The organism is Vibrio sp. 10N.247.310.98, assembly GCF_041467395.1.
Taxonomy (GTDB): Bacteria; Pseudomonadota; Gammaproteobacteria; order Enterobacterales; family Vibrionaceae; genus Vibrio; species Vibrio crassostreae_C.
The window spans coordinates 45,230-59,669 of sequence record NZ_JBFSUL010000018.1 but is presented as its reverse complement, the minus strand read 5'-3'; the positions used below and the strand labels follow the sequence as shown (position 1 = coordinate 59,669).

11 protein-coding genes and 1 pseudogene are annotated in these 14,440 nt (G+C 43.2%); 1 reads left to right on the top strand and 11 read right to left on the bottom strand.

The window, feature by feature from the left end:
- Nucleotides 1-313 precede the first annotated feature (313 nt).
- The 8 genes from AB6E78_RS09620 to AB6E78_RS09585 form a co-directional block, all read right to left on the bottom strand.
- Nucleotides 314-1,888: an EAL domain-containing protein gene (locus tag AB6E78_RS09620; protein ID WP_137001375.1), complete on the bottom strand. Its 1,575-nt coding sequence runs from the start codon at nt 1,886-1,888 to the stop codon at nt 314-316.
- Nucleotides 1,889-2,059: 171 nt separating this feature from the next.
- Nucleotides 2,060-2,671, bottom strand: coding sequence for a hypothetical protein (locus AB6E78_RS09615; protein WP_017061838.1), 612 nt, complete (start codon nt 2,669-2,671; stop codon nt 2,060-2,062).
- Between the two features lie 378 nt (nt 2,672-3,049).
- Nucleotides 3,050-3,883, bottom strand: a complete 834-nt coding sequence (locus AB6E78_RS09610; RefSeq protein WP_017061837.1) for a DMT family transporter — start codon at nt 3,881-3,883, stop codon at nt 3,050-3,052.
- An 11-nt stretch (nt 3,884-3,894) separates the two neighbouring features.
- Nucleotides 3,895-5,169: an opine metallophore biosynthesis dehydrogenase gene (locus tag AB6E78_RS09605; RefSeq protein WP_017061836.1), complete on the bottom strand. Its 1,275-nt coding sequence runs from the start codon at nt 5,167-5,169 to the stop codon at nt 3,895-3,897.
- Complete coding sequence (locus AB6E78_RS09600) at nt 5,166-5,954, bottom strand: nicotianamine synthase family protein (RefSeq protein ID WP_017061835.1); 789 nt, start codon at nt 5,952-5,954, stop codon at nt 5,166-5,168. Before AB6E78_RS09600 ends, AB6E78_RS09605 begins: the two co-directional genes overlap by 4 nt.
- An 18-nt stretch (nt 5,955-5,972) precedes the next feature.
- On the bottom strand, nt 5,973-6,740 hold the full coding sequence (locus AB6E78_RS09595; protein ID WP_017061834.1) for an ABC transporter ATP-binding protein: 768 nt from the start codon (nt 6,738-6,740) through the stop codon (nt 5,973-5,975).
- Nucleotides 6,740-7,801: a FecCD family ABC transporter permease gene (locus AB6E78_RS09590; protein ID WP_372133240.1), complete on the bottom strand. Its 1,062-nt coding sequence runs from the start codon at nt 7,799-7,801 to the stop codon at nt 6,740-6,742. Before AB6E78_RS09590 ends, AB6E78_RS09595 begins: the two co-directional genes overlap by 1 nt.
- Nucleotides 7,794-8,897: an ABC transporter substrate-binding protein gene (locus AB6E78_RS09585; RefSeq protein WP_017061832.1), complete on the bottom strand. Its 1,104-nt coding sequence runs from the start codon at nt 8,895-8,897 to the stop codon at nt 7,794-7,796. The genes AB6E78_RS09590 and AB6E78_RS09585 overlap by 8 nt, the downstream gene beginning before the upstream one ends.
- 765 nt (nt 8,898-9,662) lie before the next feature.
- Here AB6E78_RS09585 and AB6E78_RS09580 point away from each other — a divergent pair.
- Nucleotides 9,663-9,797, top strand: a pseudogene (locus tag AB6E78_RS09580) (L-threonine 3-dehydrogenase); the annotation flags it as partial.
- A gap of 128 nt (nt 9,798-9,925) precedes the next feature.
- Here the strand turns inward: AB6E78_RS09580 and AB6E78_RS09575 are convergent.
- The 3 genes from AB6E78_RS09575 to AB6E78_RS09565 all read right to left on the bottom strand — a co-directional run bounded on the left by AB6E78_RS09575 (nt 9,926) and on the right by AB6E78_RS09565 (nt 14,235).
- Nucleotides 9,926-11,152 (bottom strand): DUF819 domain-containing protein, encoded by a 1,227-nt coding sequence (locus AB6E78_RS09575; RefSeq protein WP_372111617.1) that lies wholly within the window; start codon nt 11,150-11,152, stop codon nt 9,926-9,928.
- Nucleotides 11,153-11,692: 540 nt separating this feature from the next.
- The gene (locus AB6E78_RS09570; protein ID WP_372133244.1) at nt 11,693-13,618 is read right to left on the bottom strand and encodes a monovalent cation:proton antiporter-2 (CPA2) family protein; all 1,926 of its coding nucleotides are present in this window, start codon (nt 13,616-13,618) and stop codon (nt 11,693-11,695) included.
- Nucleotides 13,618-14,235 carry an NAD(P)H-dependent oxidoreductase gene (locus AB6E78_RS09565; protein WP_017069427.1) on the bottom strand — a complete coding sequence of 206 codons (618 nt, stop codon included), beginning with the start codon at nt 14,233-14,235 and terminating at the stop codon, nt 13,618-13,620. The genes AB6E78_RS09570 and AB6E78_RS09565 overlap by 1 nt, the downstream gene beginning before the upstream one ends.
- Nucleotides 14,236-14,440: the final 205 nt, after the last annotated feature.

Genomic DNA, 14,440 nt, shown 5'->3' with positions numbered 1-14,440 from the left:
TCAACATCAATGGGGATGACAATGTTTGAAAGCATCAGCAACGCACAAGGGACTTGGTTTTCGACCTATCGTGAAAGAACGGGCCAAAAGGGTTTTCTGACGTACATGTTCTGATGTGTAAGGCGGGAACGGTTCGTTATCCCACAAGGGGACCTTGGTGGACCACTTTAAGTAAGTGATGCCACAAATGAGCAAAGAGTGTGGTTATCTTCTTTACTCCCGACGTGTTCGTTTTATGGACTCAAATAGGCTAAACCACGAGATTAGCAAGAGCATCTTTTCGTTGTTGACTAAGGTAAGCTCCGTGATGTTTTTAGCTGAGCGCCTCACTAACCCGCTCGTGAGTATAACCATAATCTAAAGCCCAGCGATGGAGATCTTCAAGCGACATAGGTTTAGCGTAATAGTAACCTTGATGTTGAAAGACGCCTCTTAATAAAAGCCCGTTAGCTTCAAGCTTATTTTCAACCCCTTCCGCTACTAGATTCATTTCTAACTGCTTAGCCATTTTAATATACCCATCGAGAACAGCGGATTTTCCTTCATCAATGGAGCGTGTAAACATTTTGTCTATTTTAATAGTGTCAATATCGAAATAATGCAAATAGGAGTTTCCGCCATAACCGGTACCTGCATCATCAAGGCTTATTTTAAGTCCTAATGTTTTGAGTAAGGCGAGGCGCTGACTGGCAAACGCCAAATTTTCAATCGGTTGGCGTTCTGTCAATTCAAGCGTCAGTTTTGAGTAGTCGTGCTGAAACCGCTTTAAATAGTGGTAAAAATCGTCATTTTGTAGGTGCAGAGGAGTGATGTTGACACTGCAATAAAACTCAGCGTTTTGACTCATCAAAGACGATAAGTCGCGGTAAATGGTTGTAATGAGATTTTCTGTTGTTGGAATGATATCCCCACTTTGCTCTAGATAATGGATGAACTTGCTTGGTTCTATGACGCGGCCATCAGAGGGAAGCCATCGGAGTAAAGCTTCGACACCGAGCATTTTACCTGTTTGTGCGTCTACAATGGGTTGATAATAGGGGAAAAACTGGGCGTCTCGAACCGCTTTTTGAAGAGCAATTTCTTTTTTTGCGTGCCAATAGGAAACACATAACCAAAGAATGGTGAGTGAAATCATAAAGAGTAAAGTGGTGACCGGCCACAAGTTTTGCTTAAACTTCGAAAGCACTCGTGAGGCTGAGACGGAGGATTCAAAGGTAAGAGGAAGATAGTTTGAAGCAACTGAGTTCGAGTACAGGCGATCAGCATTGGGCAAACTGCCTATTTCAAGGATAGTGTAATTTTCTTTTGGTAAAGATAAACGAATAGAGCGTTGATGGTCTAAATCATTTTCAAGAAAAAGGTATTCCGTGCGTAATGGAAAGAGGAAGCCATATTGTCCATTCGAACCGTATAAATAGGGGGGATGTTTTGGGGTTGTGGAGAGAGAATAAATCGCTAAACGCCACATTTCCCCTTTTAATTGTGTACTGAGTAAGTTCTTAAAATTACGTTGTTCAAATTGCTCAACGCCGAAAGGAGAGCAATAGGTATAAGGTTTCTGCTTATCAAGATTAACGATGGGTATCGACATAAGTAGATGCGACACATAAAGCTTCTCTAACTGCTCTATAGTGTCAGTGGAGCATTCACCGCTAGCGACGCTGGCTTCAGAAAGAGTGGGTTTTTCAAGCCCATATTTAATCGCAACAGAAACGATTTGATCGAGGTAGTCGACGTCATGCTTAATTTCATTATGAACTTGATAAAGACTGGTTGCTAATGAAGCCAATAAGCTAAACAACAGGGCCAATAACATAACACCAGTCTTATAGACCCATTGAGGGTGGGGACTGAATAAGCGGTCTAACCAAGGGTGTCTGGAGCGCATGCTTAACTCTTTATAATTATAAGTCCAATGGATTGTCTTGAGCTATAAAATGTTATTATGTGGTTTAATTAACGTTAATTTCTATAAAACCTTTTAATTTGAAAGGGTAAAATTATAAAAGTGGAAAGCCGATCACTTTTTGTTAGGAAGTTTCAATTTTTAGGTTCTAAATCAATCCTTAAAGAAACACGGACCATAATCTTGGGCCGCATTAAACATATGGCTTAAATGTAAGGCTTTCTTTGTTAAAGGATTATATTTATGACAAGCAAAACAGCCCCTATCTTCTTTAGGATGCACTAAAGCAAACCATTGGGGGTTTTGGACATAGGTCTCCATTGTGCTGTTTGATAATAACTTCGAACCGCCTATTTCATTTTTCCAAGTGGGAGGTATCTCTCCTTTATTTAAATCACTCTCGTTTGAGACTGTCCAAGATGTACCCACAAGGAAGTAGTTAGACCAAACAAATTTACGTGATTGGTAATAGTCTGACATTGCCTCGTTAAGCGCTTTTATATCTTTAGCCACTTGAATTTTCGTTAAAAAACCAACCCCATAGGGTGTTTCTCTACAGACTTGAGTCGGTTTACCAGGGAAGTAAGTATTTACTTTCTGAAAGGACATTGGGTTGAAAAATGTCCATTTACCTGATTTTTCAAAATTTGATAGGTTAGGAACATCAGCACAATCAGGAGCGTTTTCCTTGTGTTCAAATGTGGTCCAAATGAATTCAGGATGATTCCTTGTTTTTCGCACTACATGAATCCCAACCAAGCCCATTAGAACATTACTCCTTACAGCCCCGTCGGTCTAACTACAAAGCGGTTCTCCTGCATTCATATCTTGAGAGGCATGCGGAAGAGGAGTTAAAAGCGTTCAGGGATTAACGGTTCAAATGACCTGTCTTTAAATCACATTCTGTCTTCCCTGCATACAACGGAAGATAAGCTTATTGCAACCGTTGAACTCTATAATTTAGATGGTAAATTCTTATCGAGGGGTTTCGGGAAAGGACAGTGGGCGGTCGTTGGGGCTTATTTTCAAGTTTTTGAGCACATGATGTTAGAGCACCAGTTTACTACTTCCCATATTGAGGTGGTGCTTGAATCCGTTAGCTGTCTTTACTTTTATATACAAGATTCTGATCAGTTAAGTGCTCTATTGTTTCTTTAAAGAAAGGGAGATACAGGCGGCTATAATAGTGAGACTGCCTAATGTCGTCATCCAGCCTGGAATTTCATGCCAAAAAATCACCCCCCAAAGTAAATTGAAGACCAGACCAATATAGCGGGTGACTGCTACCACTGCAGCGTTTTCATGACTGAATGCCTTTGTCAGGAAAACTTGCCCAATCAGTGAGACAATACCAATGGCAATCAGATAAATCCAAGTAATGCCCTGTGGGACTACAAATTCATCTTTCATCCAGTAACTGGATATCAGCAAAGCAGTGAAAAGAAAGTAGAAGACAATCTCGTAAATATGGTGCTTTTTGCTTAGGTGGCGAATGGTGATAGAGGCAGCCGCTGCAAAAAAGGCACTCGCCACCCCCGCAAGTGCATAAAGGTTAAACGTGTCGAAGTTAAATGGATTAACAATTAGGGCCACTCCGATTAAAACTAGAGGCAAAAGCAACGCCGCTTTTTTAGGGAGTGTTTCGCCCAGGACCAGGCTGGAAAGCAATATAACGAAGAACGGGGATAGGTAAGCCAAAATGACGGCATCCGCTAGAGGTATATGGGCAATGGCGTACACGAAAGCAAGCAGATAAAAGGCTCCGAACAGACCGCGAAGTACAAGCAATGGGATCCCCGTTTTGGAAAACCTTATATTCGCTTGCCACATTAAACATAAAATCAGAACCGTTCCTATTAGGCTTCGAAAAAAGACAATTTCAGAACTAGGAATCGTCAAACTGGCAGCTTTAACAAGTGCGTTCATGACACTAAAAATAAAAGCAGAAAATATAGTTAACGCCACACCGTTGTTCATTATGGCTCTCTCTAAAGCTCGTTTGCCCGACGCACCCAAATGAGGTATTTGTGCGCTTGAGTGTGGCATTCTTTAATCAAGAGGTTAGGGAGTTGAGACCGACTTAACCAAGATTCGAAGGTGCTTAACACACGGTTGACGCTCGGTAAGGTAATTCCATGCTCTCTGCCCAATACTTTAAGCCAGTAAAGAGTCTGTAAATCTTCTTTGGGGATCCGAGGTAAAAACAACTTGCCTTCATTCACCTTGCCTTTGGCATAGGGCACAGCAGAGAAGTTGAAGTAGCATCCATTTGCATCTGGCTTAGAAAAAGGGTCTATCAGGATCGCGCTGTATCGTACGTAAACCAAATATTCTTGCTCTATCGGTGTGAGTGACATGAACTCTTCAATTTGACTGCGACGGATCGTTTCTGGCTGCACTGGGTAGTTGTCATCATTGAGGAATTGCAGCAAGTTAAATGGGGTTCCCTTGAAGTGAAGCATTAATCTTGATATATCACGCCATAGCTCAACCAAGGTGTGAATGGTTTCAGTAGTAATCGGCCCCTCAGGGAAAAGTTTGTACATGTATTTCACTTCTCTCGTGTCACTCAATATGTGATTGAGCGAGAAAGGGGTCAGGAAAAAGGCAGGATGAACGAAAGAGGTAATGTTTCTTCCCTCGACGCTGAATCCATTTTCCAACTCGACAACATCAACACCGACCTCCGCTAAAGTTTGAGTCAGCAGACTCAGGACAACACATTCAGTTTGACTGGAGTAGGCATAAATCCGTTTTTTTACGGCTTTGGTCATGACATGAACCCCAGCTTGGCCTGTGATGAATTTGGTGGCCGCAAAGTAATTGGAAAACACCAGTACGTTGGGGGTTAAATTCAGCTCTGCAAAAAATCCCTTCACAAGCTGGTGGCCACCAAATAAGGATGAAATGAGAACCACGGTTTTGACGGCACTCAAATAAGATTTGGGTAAAGCCAACAGAACATCAGAATACGCATGAGATGGCGTGGCCAGAACCAATGTTTCCCATTGTCCGTCTATTGTTCGTAAATCTTCAAAAACCGCATTAAATATTACCTGTCCGGCCAGCAGTTCCAAAGAGGGTTTTGCAGCAAAAACATGCGCAACGCTGTCGTTGTGTAAACTTTCGAACATGGGTTGCCAACGCTCGGATGAGCGGTTTACTAACCCTAGTTGTTCACACTGGTTTTTAATGATCTTTGCTGTCTGAAATGCGGCGGGGCCTGTGCCTACGATCAACACTTTTCCTAATGAAACAGTCACTCTGTTCGCTCCATCAAGACAGTGTCATAGATCGCGGAATCATTGAGGAGCAGTTTGGTGTCCCATCCGTCTATTAGGTGAGGGTTGAAAGGGTAATTAAAGGCGGATTTCAAACCGTTGCCAAACCGGACCAAGATCCGGTGAGAACGGTGTAGGTGAGGTTTAAGTTGCTTAAGCACTTCCCATTTATGCTCGACTAAAGAGGCGATTATGATATGGGTCGGTCGGAAAGAGACAAATTCTGTAATGAGATCTTTGCCGCTAAAAGTAGTAGACAAGTGGGCCAAGTCTAGTTGGTTCGCCATCGTCACTGCCTGCTCATCAATATCGATGCCATGAACTGTAGCACCCGTAAACTGAGAGATAGTGACCGCAGAAATCGGATATGAACCAGAGCCGATAAACAGCACTCTTGAGTGGTTTTTTATCTCTGCGCTCTTGAGTTCAATCTTTGTGTTTTCAGAAAGTTGGTGTAAATATTCACTGAGGTTAAGTGGATGTTCTTTGGCACATTGAGATTGATGCTTTTCCAACATACACAGGGCTTTTACGGTCGTTTCACGAAGTCGCTTAATTAGACGATCATGCTCAGGGGTTGCCCCCAACTCTTTGCTAATGGCCTGAGGGTTTTCCTGCAAAATCCAAGAAGATAACTCATCCAATTTTTCCTGTAAAAGGGCAAAACAATCACAATTTTCTAGACTGTAATGCGTCAAAGCTTGAATTTGAGATTCAAACGTATAGACAGCAATTAATAATTGATAGTGCTTGTTAGTCATTGTCATAATAAGTTCCCATTGCGCTTAATCAGTTTCAAGAGTTCGAACTGGGGTGACGTGGGTATGCCCATGTACGCAACAACTTACGTCCACATGAACCTGATATATTTGGCTAAGCCTTTCAGAGTCGAGCACGTCTTCTGGTCTACCGTGGTGTTGAATGATGCCGTCACTCAATAAAAGAAGACGGTCGCAGTAACGAGCGGCAAGAGAGAGATCGTGCAGCACAGCAATGGTGATGATGTTCTTCGCTCGTGTATATTGACGAACAAGGTCTAAAATCTGAACTTGGTGCTTGAGATCTAGGGCACTTGTAGGTTCATCCAAAAGCAAAATATCGGGTTCACCGACCAGAGCTTGTGCCAATGAAACCAGTTGTTGTTGACCGCCACTGAGCTGAGAAAACTGTCTTGGGGCGAGATTTATCAGACCTAAATAAATAAGAATGGCTTCTGCTTTTTGTTCTTGTTCAAATGTGATGTTCCAACTCAGCTGATGCACCAAGCCAAGCAACACAAACTCAAGAACAGTTAATTGACAGGCCGATTTGTTGAGTTGACACAGGTACGAGAAAGATTTGGGGGGTAACCTCTGTCCGTTTCCTTCACTTGAAGTAATCTTCCCAACAGAAGGGAGGATGCCCGTGACAGCCTTGAGTAATGTCGTCTTTCCTGCGCCATTAGGTCCTAGGATGGCGGAAAACTCTCCGCCACAAAAATGCGCTCCTACCTTCTTCAAAACGAGTTTTTCCCCAACCGTTACGGACAGATTTTCTATTGAAAGCGACTTCATCAGATAAACCTCCGGCTCATTAGAAAATAAAGAAGAATCGGGACGCCTACCAAGGAGGTGACGATACCAATTGGAATGATAGCGCCTGGGATAATCACTTTAGCAATAAGGGACGAGGTACATAAAAGTAACGCTCCCATTATTGCGGCCAAAGGTAAGTAGAAACGCTGATCTTCGCCGACTAATATTCTTGCTAGATGAGGAGCTACCAGGCCAATGAAACCAATGGTTCCGACAAATGACACCGCTCCTGCTGTCAACAATGAACAAAGCAGAAACATCTGTAACCTTAATTTGCTGGTCTTGATCCCCAAGGCGAGTGCGCGCTCTTCGCCAGAAGTGAGGGCAGTGAGTGCCCAAACCTGAGACAACGCGAAGAACAAACCGAACATGAAAACGGTTCCTGAAACAAAGAAGGATAACCAACTCGCTTTCTGCAGACTGCCAAACAGCCAAAAAACAATTTGTTGAAGGACTTCTGGTGACGCCAAATATTGAATTAATGACTGTAGAGCCTGGAAAAAGAACAGAACGACTATACCGGCTAAAATGAGTACTTTGGCGTCCATATTTCGGTTCCGACCAATTATGTAGATCGCCAGACTCGCGAATCCAGACGTTAAAAATGCCGCGAACGGCACGCCTAACCAATGCAAACCAAAGACCGAAAAACCGCTTAAGAAAGCTATGGCTGCACCGAACCCAGCAGCGGCAGAGATGCCAAGGGTATAGGGGCTTGCTAGTGGGTTGGCTAACAGGGTTTGCATCAAACCGCCGGCTAACCCGAGTGAGGCACCAACCATTATACAGGTGAGAGTGGCGGGTAATCGAAGTTGCCAGATAATGAGTGATGATAAGCTATCACCAGAGGGGCCACCTAGGAGTGCCTTAAGAACTTGTTCAATACTTAGCGACGATGAGCCAGTACCGATATCGAATAATGCGGAAAGGCTCATCGCCAGAAAGGTTGCCAACACAATCTTGAGCCGCTGCTTCTGCAATCGTTGATAAATCCCGCGGCTGGAATTAAGGTCAGGCGACATTCTAATGCTTTCATTCATGGCTTGATCCCACCTGAATCATGAAAGTCCCTCTGAGCTCTTGCGGCATGTAGTTCTTAAAAAAAATTTGGTGCAATTTCTTAGGATCAATGTCTTTAAATGCTTCCGGGTAAATCGATTTCGCTAGATACAACAAGAAGATGTGGTCGTAAATAGTACGAGTTCCTGAATGGTAGACGCCATAAACGTCACCATTTTGAACAGCAGTCAGTTGTTTCCAGCCAGCGCGGCTTAGGTATGGGCGGTATCTAGTCTGCACTTCTTCCATGGTGCTGTTGAAGCCAAGGAGTGCGCTGTCGCTATGCTTCGCCCAGTGGGCACCTGATATAAATATGACCTCTGGGTCTTGGCTTAACACATATTCGGGAGTTAGGTGAGCAGAGCCTTTAAACATACCATTGGCAATGTTGTCGGCACCCGCCACGGTCAAAAGGTTGCCCCACATTGTGGTCGAGTAAGATTTACCGTATTCGTTTGGTCCACCTGTGCCTGCTTCAACATACACACGGCGTGTTTCGTGGTTTTCCAAGTGTTTAGTAACACGTTGTTTTACCGTGTTTACTGCATTTGCGTATTCAGTTGCAATCGTTTCTGCCCGCTTTTCTGTGCCCATGACTTTACCAATAACACGTGCGCTAGTGACGTGTTTTTCAAGCGTTTGAGCATTGAAATCCACAACGACTACTTTGATGCCACTTGTTTCAAGGATTTCAACTTTTTCAGCAAGAGATTCATATTGCCACGCCGCAATAAGTGCAACATCAGGCTTAGTTAACAAGAGCCTCTCGAAATCAAAAGTACCTGTGTAAATAGAACCGGAGTCAATAATAGTTTCTAGCTCAGGAATGATTTTTTTATAGGTGGTCCATTGAGATTGTCGGTAATCTTTCCAAGAATTTCGAGGGAAAATAACCACTTTTTTGTAGGCATCTGGGCCCACGATTGCAAGATAGTCTTCGAAATAAAAACCTAAAAAGATGCTTTCTGCTGGTTTTTCTAAATGTACATCCCTGCCGAGTACATCCCTGAATTGAATGTCAGCAAAAGTACTTGCGACGTAGCCTAAAAACAATGCCACCAGACCAAGTACTTGCAAACAATGTCCTTTTTGTCCTTTCACTCATTCCTCTCCAAGTTAACTTTATTGTTATGTTATAACATACCTCAAATGGGAGGATCGAAAGCGAATTTAATTAGTAATTTAATTATTAATTATTAATTTGATAGGTGGAGTTTTAAAATTTCTTTTTATTTTCAATTGGTTGGAAAAGAAATATTTGAGGCGACGGATTGTCATTGCTCTTATCTCTTGAAGAGGGGGTCTTGAGTTATTTTCCACCCACTTACGCTTAAGAACTAAACATATTTTTGTTTACGTGCCTACCATCCTTCTATGCTAAGTACGTATTGTTGAGCAACTTATCGATCTAATTGTTTTTATTAATAAAAAAGTGCGCCTCCTTGATTTAAGTAAAGAGGCGCCTCTCTTTTTTAAGAGACGGAAAGAGCGAGGTGTGTCATGGATTAGCGATTGCTTTCGGGATCTGGGCCTGCGTTTTTTGAAAGGTCTAAGATCGATTGCAGTTCATCTTTTTAGTTAAACAAATTTGGCTCGACTGGTCATTGACGCTAACGTTTACAATCTCTAATTCGTGCCAAAAGTAGAAATAGGTGATTACCAGGGCTTTCTGACTCTGAGTTCAAGGCATTAATAAAAACAGTCAGCAACTATGACTTCCTATCGGCTTAGAAATTTTAAAACAATCCAAAGAGAAAAATCTGTCGCCATTCTGTCGCCATAAGTAATGTTATTTTTTTGTAAATGATTGTTTTTAAGATGCTTGTATTCTCGTTGGATATAATGGCTTCATTGATTCAATCTGGCCTAGATCTAACACCAATCATTACTCACCACTTCAAGGTTGATGACTTCCAAAAAGGCTTCGACATGATGCGCTCTGGTATGTCAGGTAAAGTAATTCTTGATTGGGAATAAGCTTTAGCTGAGTAACAAGATATTAGAAAGGCGACAGTTTTTACTGTCGCCTTTTTTACATCTCGGAACTCAAGAAAATGGGCGATATGATCAAGGTTCAGTTGCCCATTTTTTACAGCAATGAGTTGTTAACCCAATGCAGCAGCCTGCATGATGAGACCACAGATGTAAGCGCCGTATGTACCGAGAGCGTAACCCAATACCGCCATTAGGATACCTACTGGTGCCAATGCTGGGTGGAATGCAGCCGCGACGATAGGTGCCGATGCAGCACCGCCTACGTTAGCTTGGCTACCTACAGCCATGAAGAACAATGGTGCACGAATTAGCTTCGCCATTACAATCATCAGAAGGGCATGGATAGTTAACCATGTAATACCAATGAAGAAGTAACCTGGGTTGTCTAAGATAGCTGTCACATCCATTTGCATACCGATAGTTGCAACTAGGATGTAGATGAACGCTGAACCTACTTTAGACGCGCCGCTGTGCTCAAGGCTGCGCGTTGATTTAAAGCATGAAGCGATCAGCGCGAACGTTGTTACCATTACGATCAGCCAGAAGAAGCCAGATGTTAGGCTGTATTTCGCAAGCTGTGGCGCGTTGGTTGAGATCCATGGTGCAATCATGTCACTGAATAAGTGAGCCAACCCTGTTAAACCAAAGGCAATTGCCGTGATCTTCATGAGATCGGTTGTGGTTGTTGGGCGAGCGTTCTCTTCTTGGTATTTAGAAACTGTCTCTTTTAGCTCTTCGATAGATGATGTGTCTGCTTTTAACCATGCATCAATCTTCTTCTGACGACCAGCCATGATAAGCAAAACGGCCATCCAAATGTTCGCACAGATAACATCAACCGTAATCATTGCAGAGAAGAGTTGGTCATCAACCTCGAACACTTCTTTCATTGCAGCTTGGTTCGCACCGCCGCCGATCCAAGAACCAGCCACAGTTGTAAGGCCTCGCCATACATCGCCAGATACGAGGTCAGGGTTAACTTGGTCAATAATCAGAATCGCTAAAGGGCCACCAATGATGATGCCAACCGTACCCGTTAGGAACATGATGACGGCTTTTGAGCCAAGGCCGAAGATTTTGCGTAGATCAGCTGAGATGATCAGTAGAACGAGTGCGCTTGGTAATAGGTAACGACTTGCAACAAAGTACAGCTTTGAGTTTGATGCGTCGATGATGCCTAGGCTGTTCAATAGAGAAGGAACAAAGTAACAGAGCAATAGACCCGGAACGAACGAGTAGAATTTTTTCAGTGCGCTATTTTGGCTACTTTCCGTGATAAAAACACCGCCAAGAATAACAGCTAACATGCCCATTATTACAGCATCATTAGTAATCATTATTATATCTCCTTTAAGGTGAGCGCAAAGGTCTCACTTTTTGAATTGCAGGACTATACCGATAACCGCTATTCGTTACAAATTGTAACGATAGACATGTTTTGAAATGTTTATGTTAATTTTAACGGGTTGAATTTGTGAATGCGGCGCAATACTTATTTGCGTGGTGAATGGTTGGGTTGGGGCTTGTGCAGCGTATTTAGATATATGCAATGTAACTCAAGCCTTAGAGGGTGGTCGCTATGAATTGGGGCGATGATTGAACGACTTAAATGAGTGCATATATAGCCATGTTTATGGTGTGGTTTATGCGAGGTTGGAATGTTTCAATAATGTAAAAATTGAATCCACTTTTGCTATGTGGTCAGAAATTAAAAATCTTAGCTAGATCACACAAATCTCTCGGATTACGAGTGTCAGCACCTGATACTTATGCTCATTTGAGGTTTTGTCGGGGTTAAATGAAAGAAAAAGCGGCTTAAATAGCCGCTTTTGATGCTTGAATAGCATTGTTATCTAGAGCTGTAGTCTAGATTCTGCTTAAGACTCTTCTTCCTCAAAGCCATCTGCATAACCTTTCGGTGGAGGTGTCCAACCACGTTCAGAACGAGAGTGTTTGTCTGAACGGTCTTTTTTCATATCTTCTTTCATTGCTTCTTCAAGGTGAATGAAGATTTGTCGGTAGTTGTTGTCGTAGCGTGGGTTCTCTTCCGCTTCAGACCAAGCTTGGTAAAGCTTTTCAGACTTACGGCTCTCAACGCGTTGATAAGTCGATTTTTGCTGCTCGACGAAGAATGGGTGATGACCCAAAGAACGCAAGGCTTCAGCGCCCATTTCAAGAGCAGAATGGTAGGTCTCTGATTCAACAAAGTCTGCCCCCGCTTCTCTTAGGCGATAACTATGACCTCGGTCGAATGCGCGGGCTAAGATTTTCACTTTAGGGTAGGTGTGTTTAACGTATTTCACTAATTCAACGCTTGAGTCTTGGTTGTCGATTGCCACTACTAGCATCGCGGCTTCTTCGATTCCGGCGGTATGCAATAAGTCGTGACGAGTCGCATCACCAAAGTAAGATTTGATATTGATAGAGCGCAGCAAGTCTACTTGGTTCGCTTGGTGGTCCAGAACCACCGTATTGACATCGTTCGACACCAACAAGCGGTTAACGATTTGACCGAATCGACCAATGCCCGCAATGATTACGGCGCCTTTCTCTTCTATGGTATCTTCTTCGCGGTCGTTAGATTTTTGTTCGTAACGAGGAAGAATCACTTTATCAAATAGAATGAACAGCCCTGGTGTTAGGAACATTGAAAGTGCCACAACCAGCGACAATGTTTGGACGATGTCAGCAGGTAATACGTGGTTTTGAGCTGAGAAGCTTAGTAGTACAAAACCAAACTCACCGGCTTGCGCCAAGCTCAGTGTAAACAGCCAACGGTCACTGTTTTTGATTTTGAATATCAATGCCAACGTAAATAGCACCAAGGCTTTAAGAAGCATAACGCCAAGGGTGAGGCCAATGATCAAACCAAAGTCGTTGAATAGAACATCAAAGTTAATGCCTGCACCTACGGTGATGAAGAACAAGCCAAGTAGCAGCCCTTTAAACGGGTCGATATTGGACTCAAGTTCGTGGCGGAATTCACTGTTCGCTAAAACCACACCCGCAAGGAAGGTACCCAAAGCCGGAGATAGGCCGACTAGGCTCATCAGTGCAGCAATGCCAATCACCAACATCAGTGCGGTTGCAGTAAAGATTTCACGCAGGCCTGAGCTTGCCACGAAGCGGAACAATGGACGACTCAAGAAGTGTCCGCCGACCACAACAATCGCAATAGATGCTGTGATCACAAGGCCATAAGCCCAACCGGGTAGGCCAGCGACGAGGCTTAACTCTTCATGGTGATCAGAAGCCGAAGCAACCGCGCTTTGTGCAGCTTCAATTAATTCTGGTAAGGCTAATAGAGGGATAAATGCCAACATAGGAATGACGGCAATATCTTGGAACAGTAGGACTGAGAAAGCGTTCTTTCCGCCTTCTGTTTTGGATAGCCCTTTTTCGTTAAAGGTTTGGAGTACAATCGCGGTAGATGACAGTGCGAAGATCAAACCGATAGTCAGTGCGATCGTCCAAGGCTGCCCAAAGAACAGAGCAATACCCATTACAATCGCGGTAGTACCACCAACTTGCAGGCCACCCAGCCCCATAAGTCGGTTCCTCATTGCCCAAAGCATCTTAGGTTCAAGCTCAAGGCCGACTAAGAACAGCATCATAACCACACCGAACTCGGCAAAGTGTTGGATCGTTTTGGTCTCTTCACCTACCAGACCAATGATTGGGCCAATCACAACACCAGCAATGAGGTAACCCAATACAGAACCAAGGCCAAGTCTTTTGGCAATAGGCACGGCAATAACTGCTGCGACTAAGTAGATAAATGCTTGTAGAAAATATCCCGTCATTATTTAACCTCTGCCATTAGTTCTTCTACGTAGTGGTTGAGTTTTTCTGCTTTGCTGGCTTTCTTGATATTGATCTTGCCAGCAACTAACGCCTCCAACAGCACTTTATAGCTATCGACATGCTCTTGAATGCGGTTTTCTTCCAAAGCGGTACGCGAGCCAAATAACGCAAAGGGCGCGAGATAGTTCATCCCGCACAGAGAAGCGGTTTGTTCGATTGGGTGAAGCAGTTCTCGAATCGTGAAATGGTTGTAACCATCACTTTGGTAGGCATCTTTTTTACCTCCTGCAGTAATGCTACATAACAATTTCTTACCCTGTAGTTCATTGCCTTCGGCGCCGTAGGCGAAGCCGTATTCAAGAACAAGGTCTTGCCACTCTTTAAGAATTGCCGGTGTTGAGTACCAATACAAAGGGAACTGAAAAATGATAATGTCATGGTCTAACAGGCGTTTCTGTTCACGGTCGATGTTGATTTTAAATGTCGGATACTCGGCATAGAGATCGACACAGGTAACACCGTCAACGCGTTTGGCTTGTTCAAATAAGGGTTTGTTTGCTTCAGAACGATGTTGAGAAGGGTGAGCGAATAGCACCAAGACTCGATTTTTCGACATATAGCCCTCTTTGTCCATTAACGAATAATATTTATTGGAATTATAGATATACAATAATAGAAGAATGGTTGAACAACAACGAATTAGCCCATACTTATCTATCTAGATGCGTGTGTTTTTAGGTACTTAATTATATAAAACATCCGTCAATTTGAGTATTTCTGGCACAAGCCGCCGATGACTGAGTAAAACTAATTATTCACGA

Coding starts and splice junctions, on each gene's coding strand:
- AB6E78_RS09620 (WP_137001375.1), bottom strand. CDS start 1,888: ATGCGCTCCAGACACCCTTGGTTAGACCGCTTATTCAGTCCCCACCCT.
- AB6E78_RS09615 (WP_017061838.1), bottom strand. CDS start 2,671: ATGGGCTTGGTTGGGATTCATGTAGTGCGAAAAACAAGGAATCATCCT.
- AB6E78_RS09610 (WP_017061837.1), bottom strand. CDS start 3,883: ATGAACAACGGTGTGGCGTTAACTATATTTTCTGCTTTTATTTTTAGT.
- AB6E78_RS09600 (WP_017061835.1), bottom strand. CDS start 5,954: ATGACAATGACTAACAAGCACTATCAATTATTAATTGCTGTCTATACG.
- AB6E78_RS09595 (WP_017061834.1), bottom strand. CDS start 6,740: ATGAAGTCGCTTTCAATAGAAAATCTGTCCGTAACGGTTGGGGAAAAA.
- AB6E78_RS09590 (WP_372133240.1), bottom strand. CDS start 7,801: ATGAATGAAAGCATTAGAATGTCGCCTGACCTTAATTCCAGCCGCGGG.
- AB6E78_RS09575 (WP_372111617.1), bottom strand. CDS start 11,152: ATGATTACTAATGATGCTGTAATAATGGGCATGTTAGCTGTTATTCTT.
- AB6E78_RS09570 (WP_372133244.1), bottom strand. CDS start 13,618: ATGACGGGATATTTTCTACAAGCATTTATCTACTTAGTCGCAGCAGTT.
- AB6E78_RS09565 (WP_017069427.1), bottom strand. CDS start 14,235: ATGTCGAAAAATCGAGTCTTGGTGCTATTCGCTCACCCTTCTCAACAT.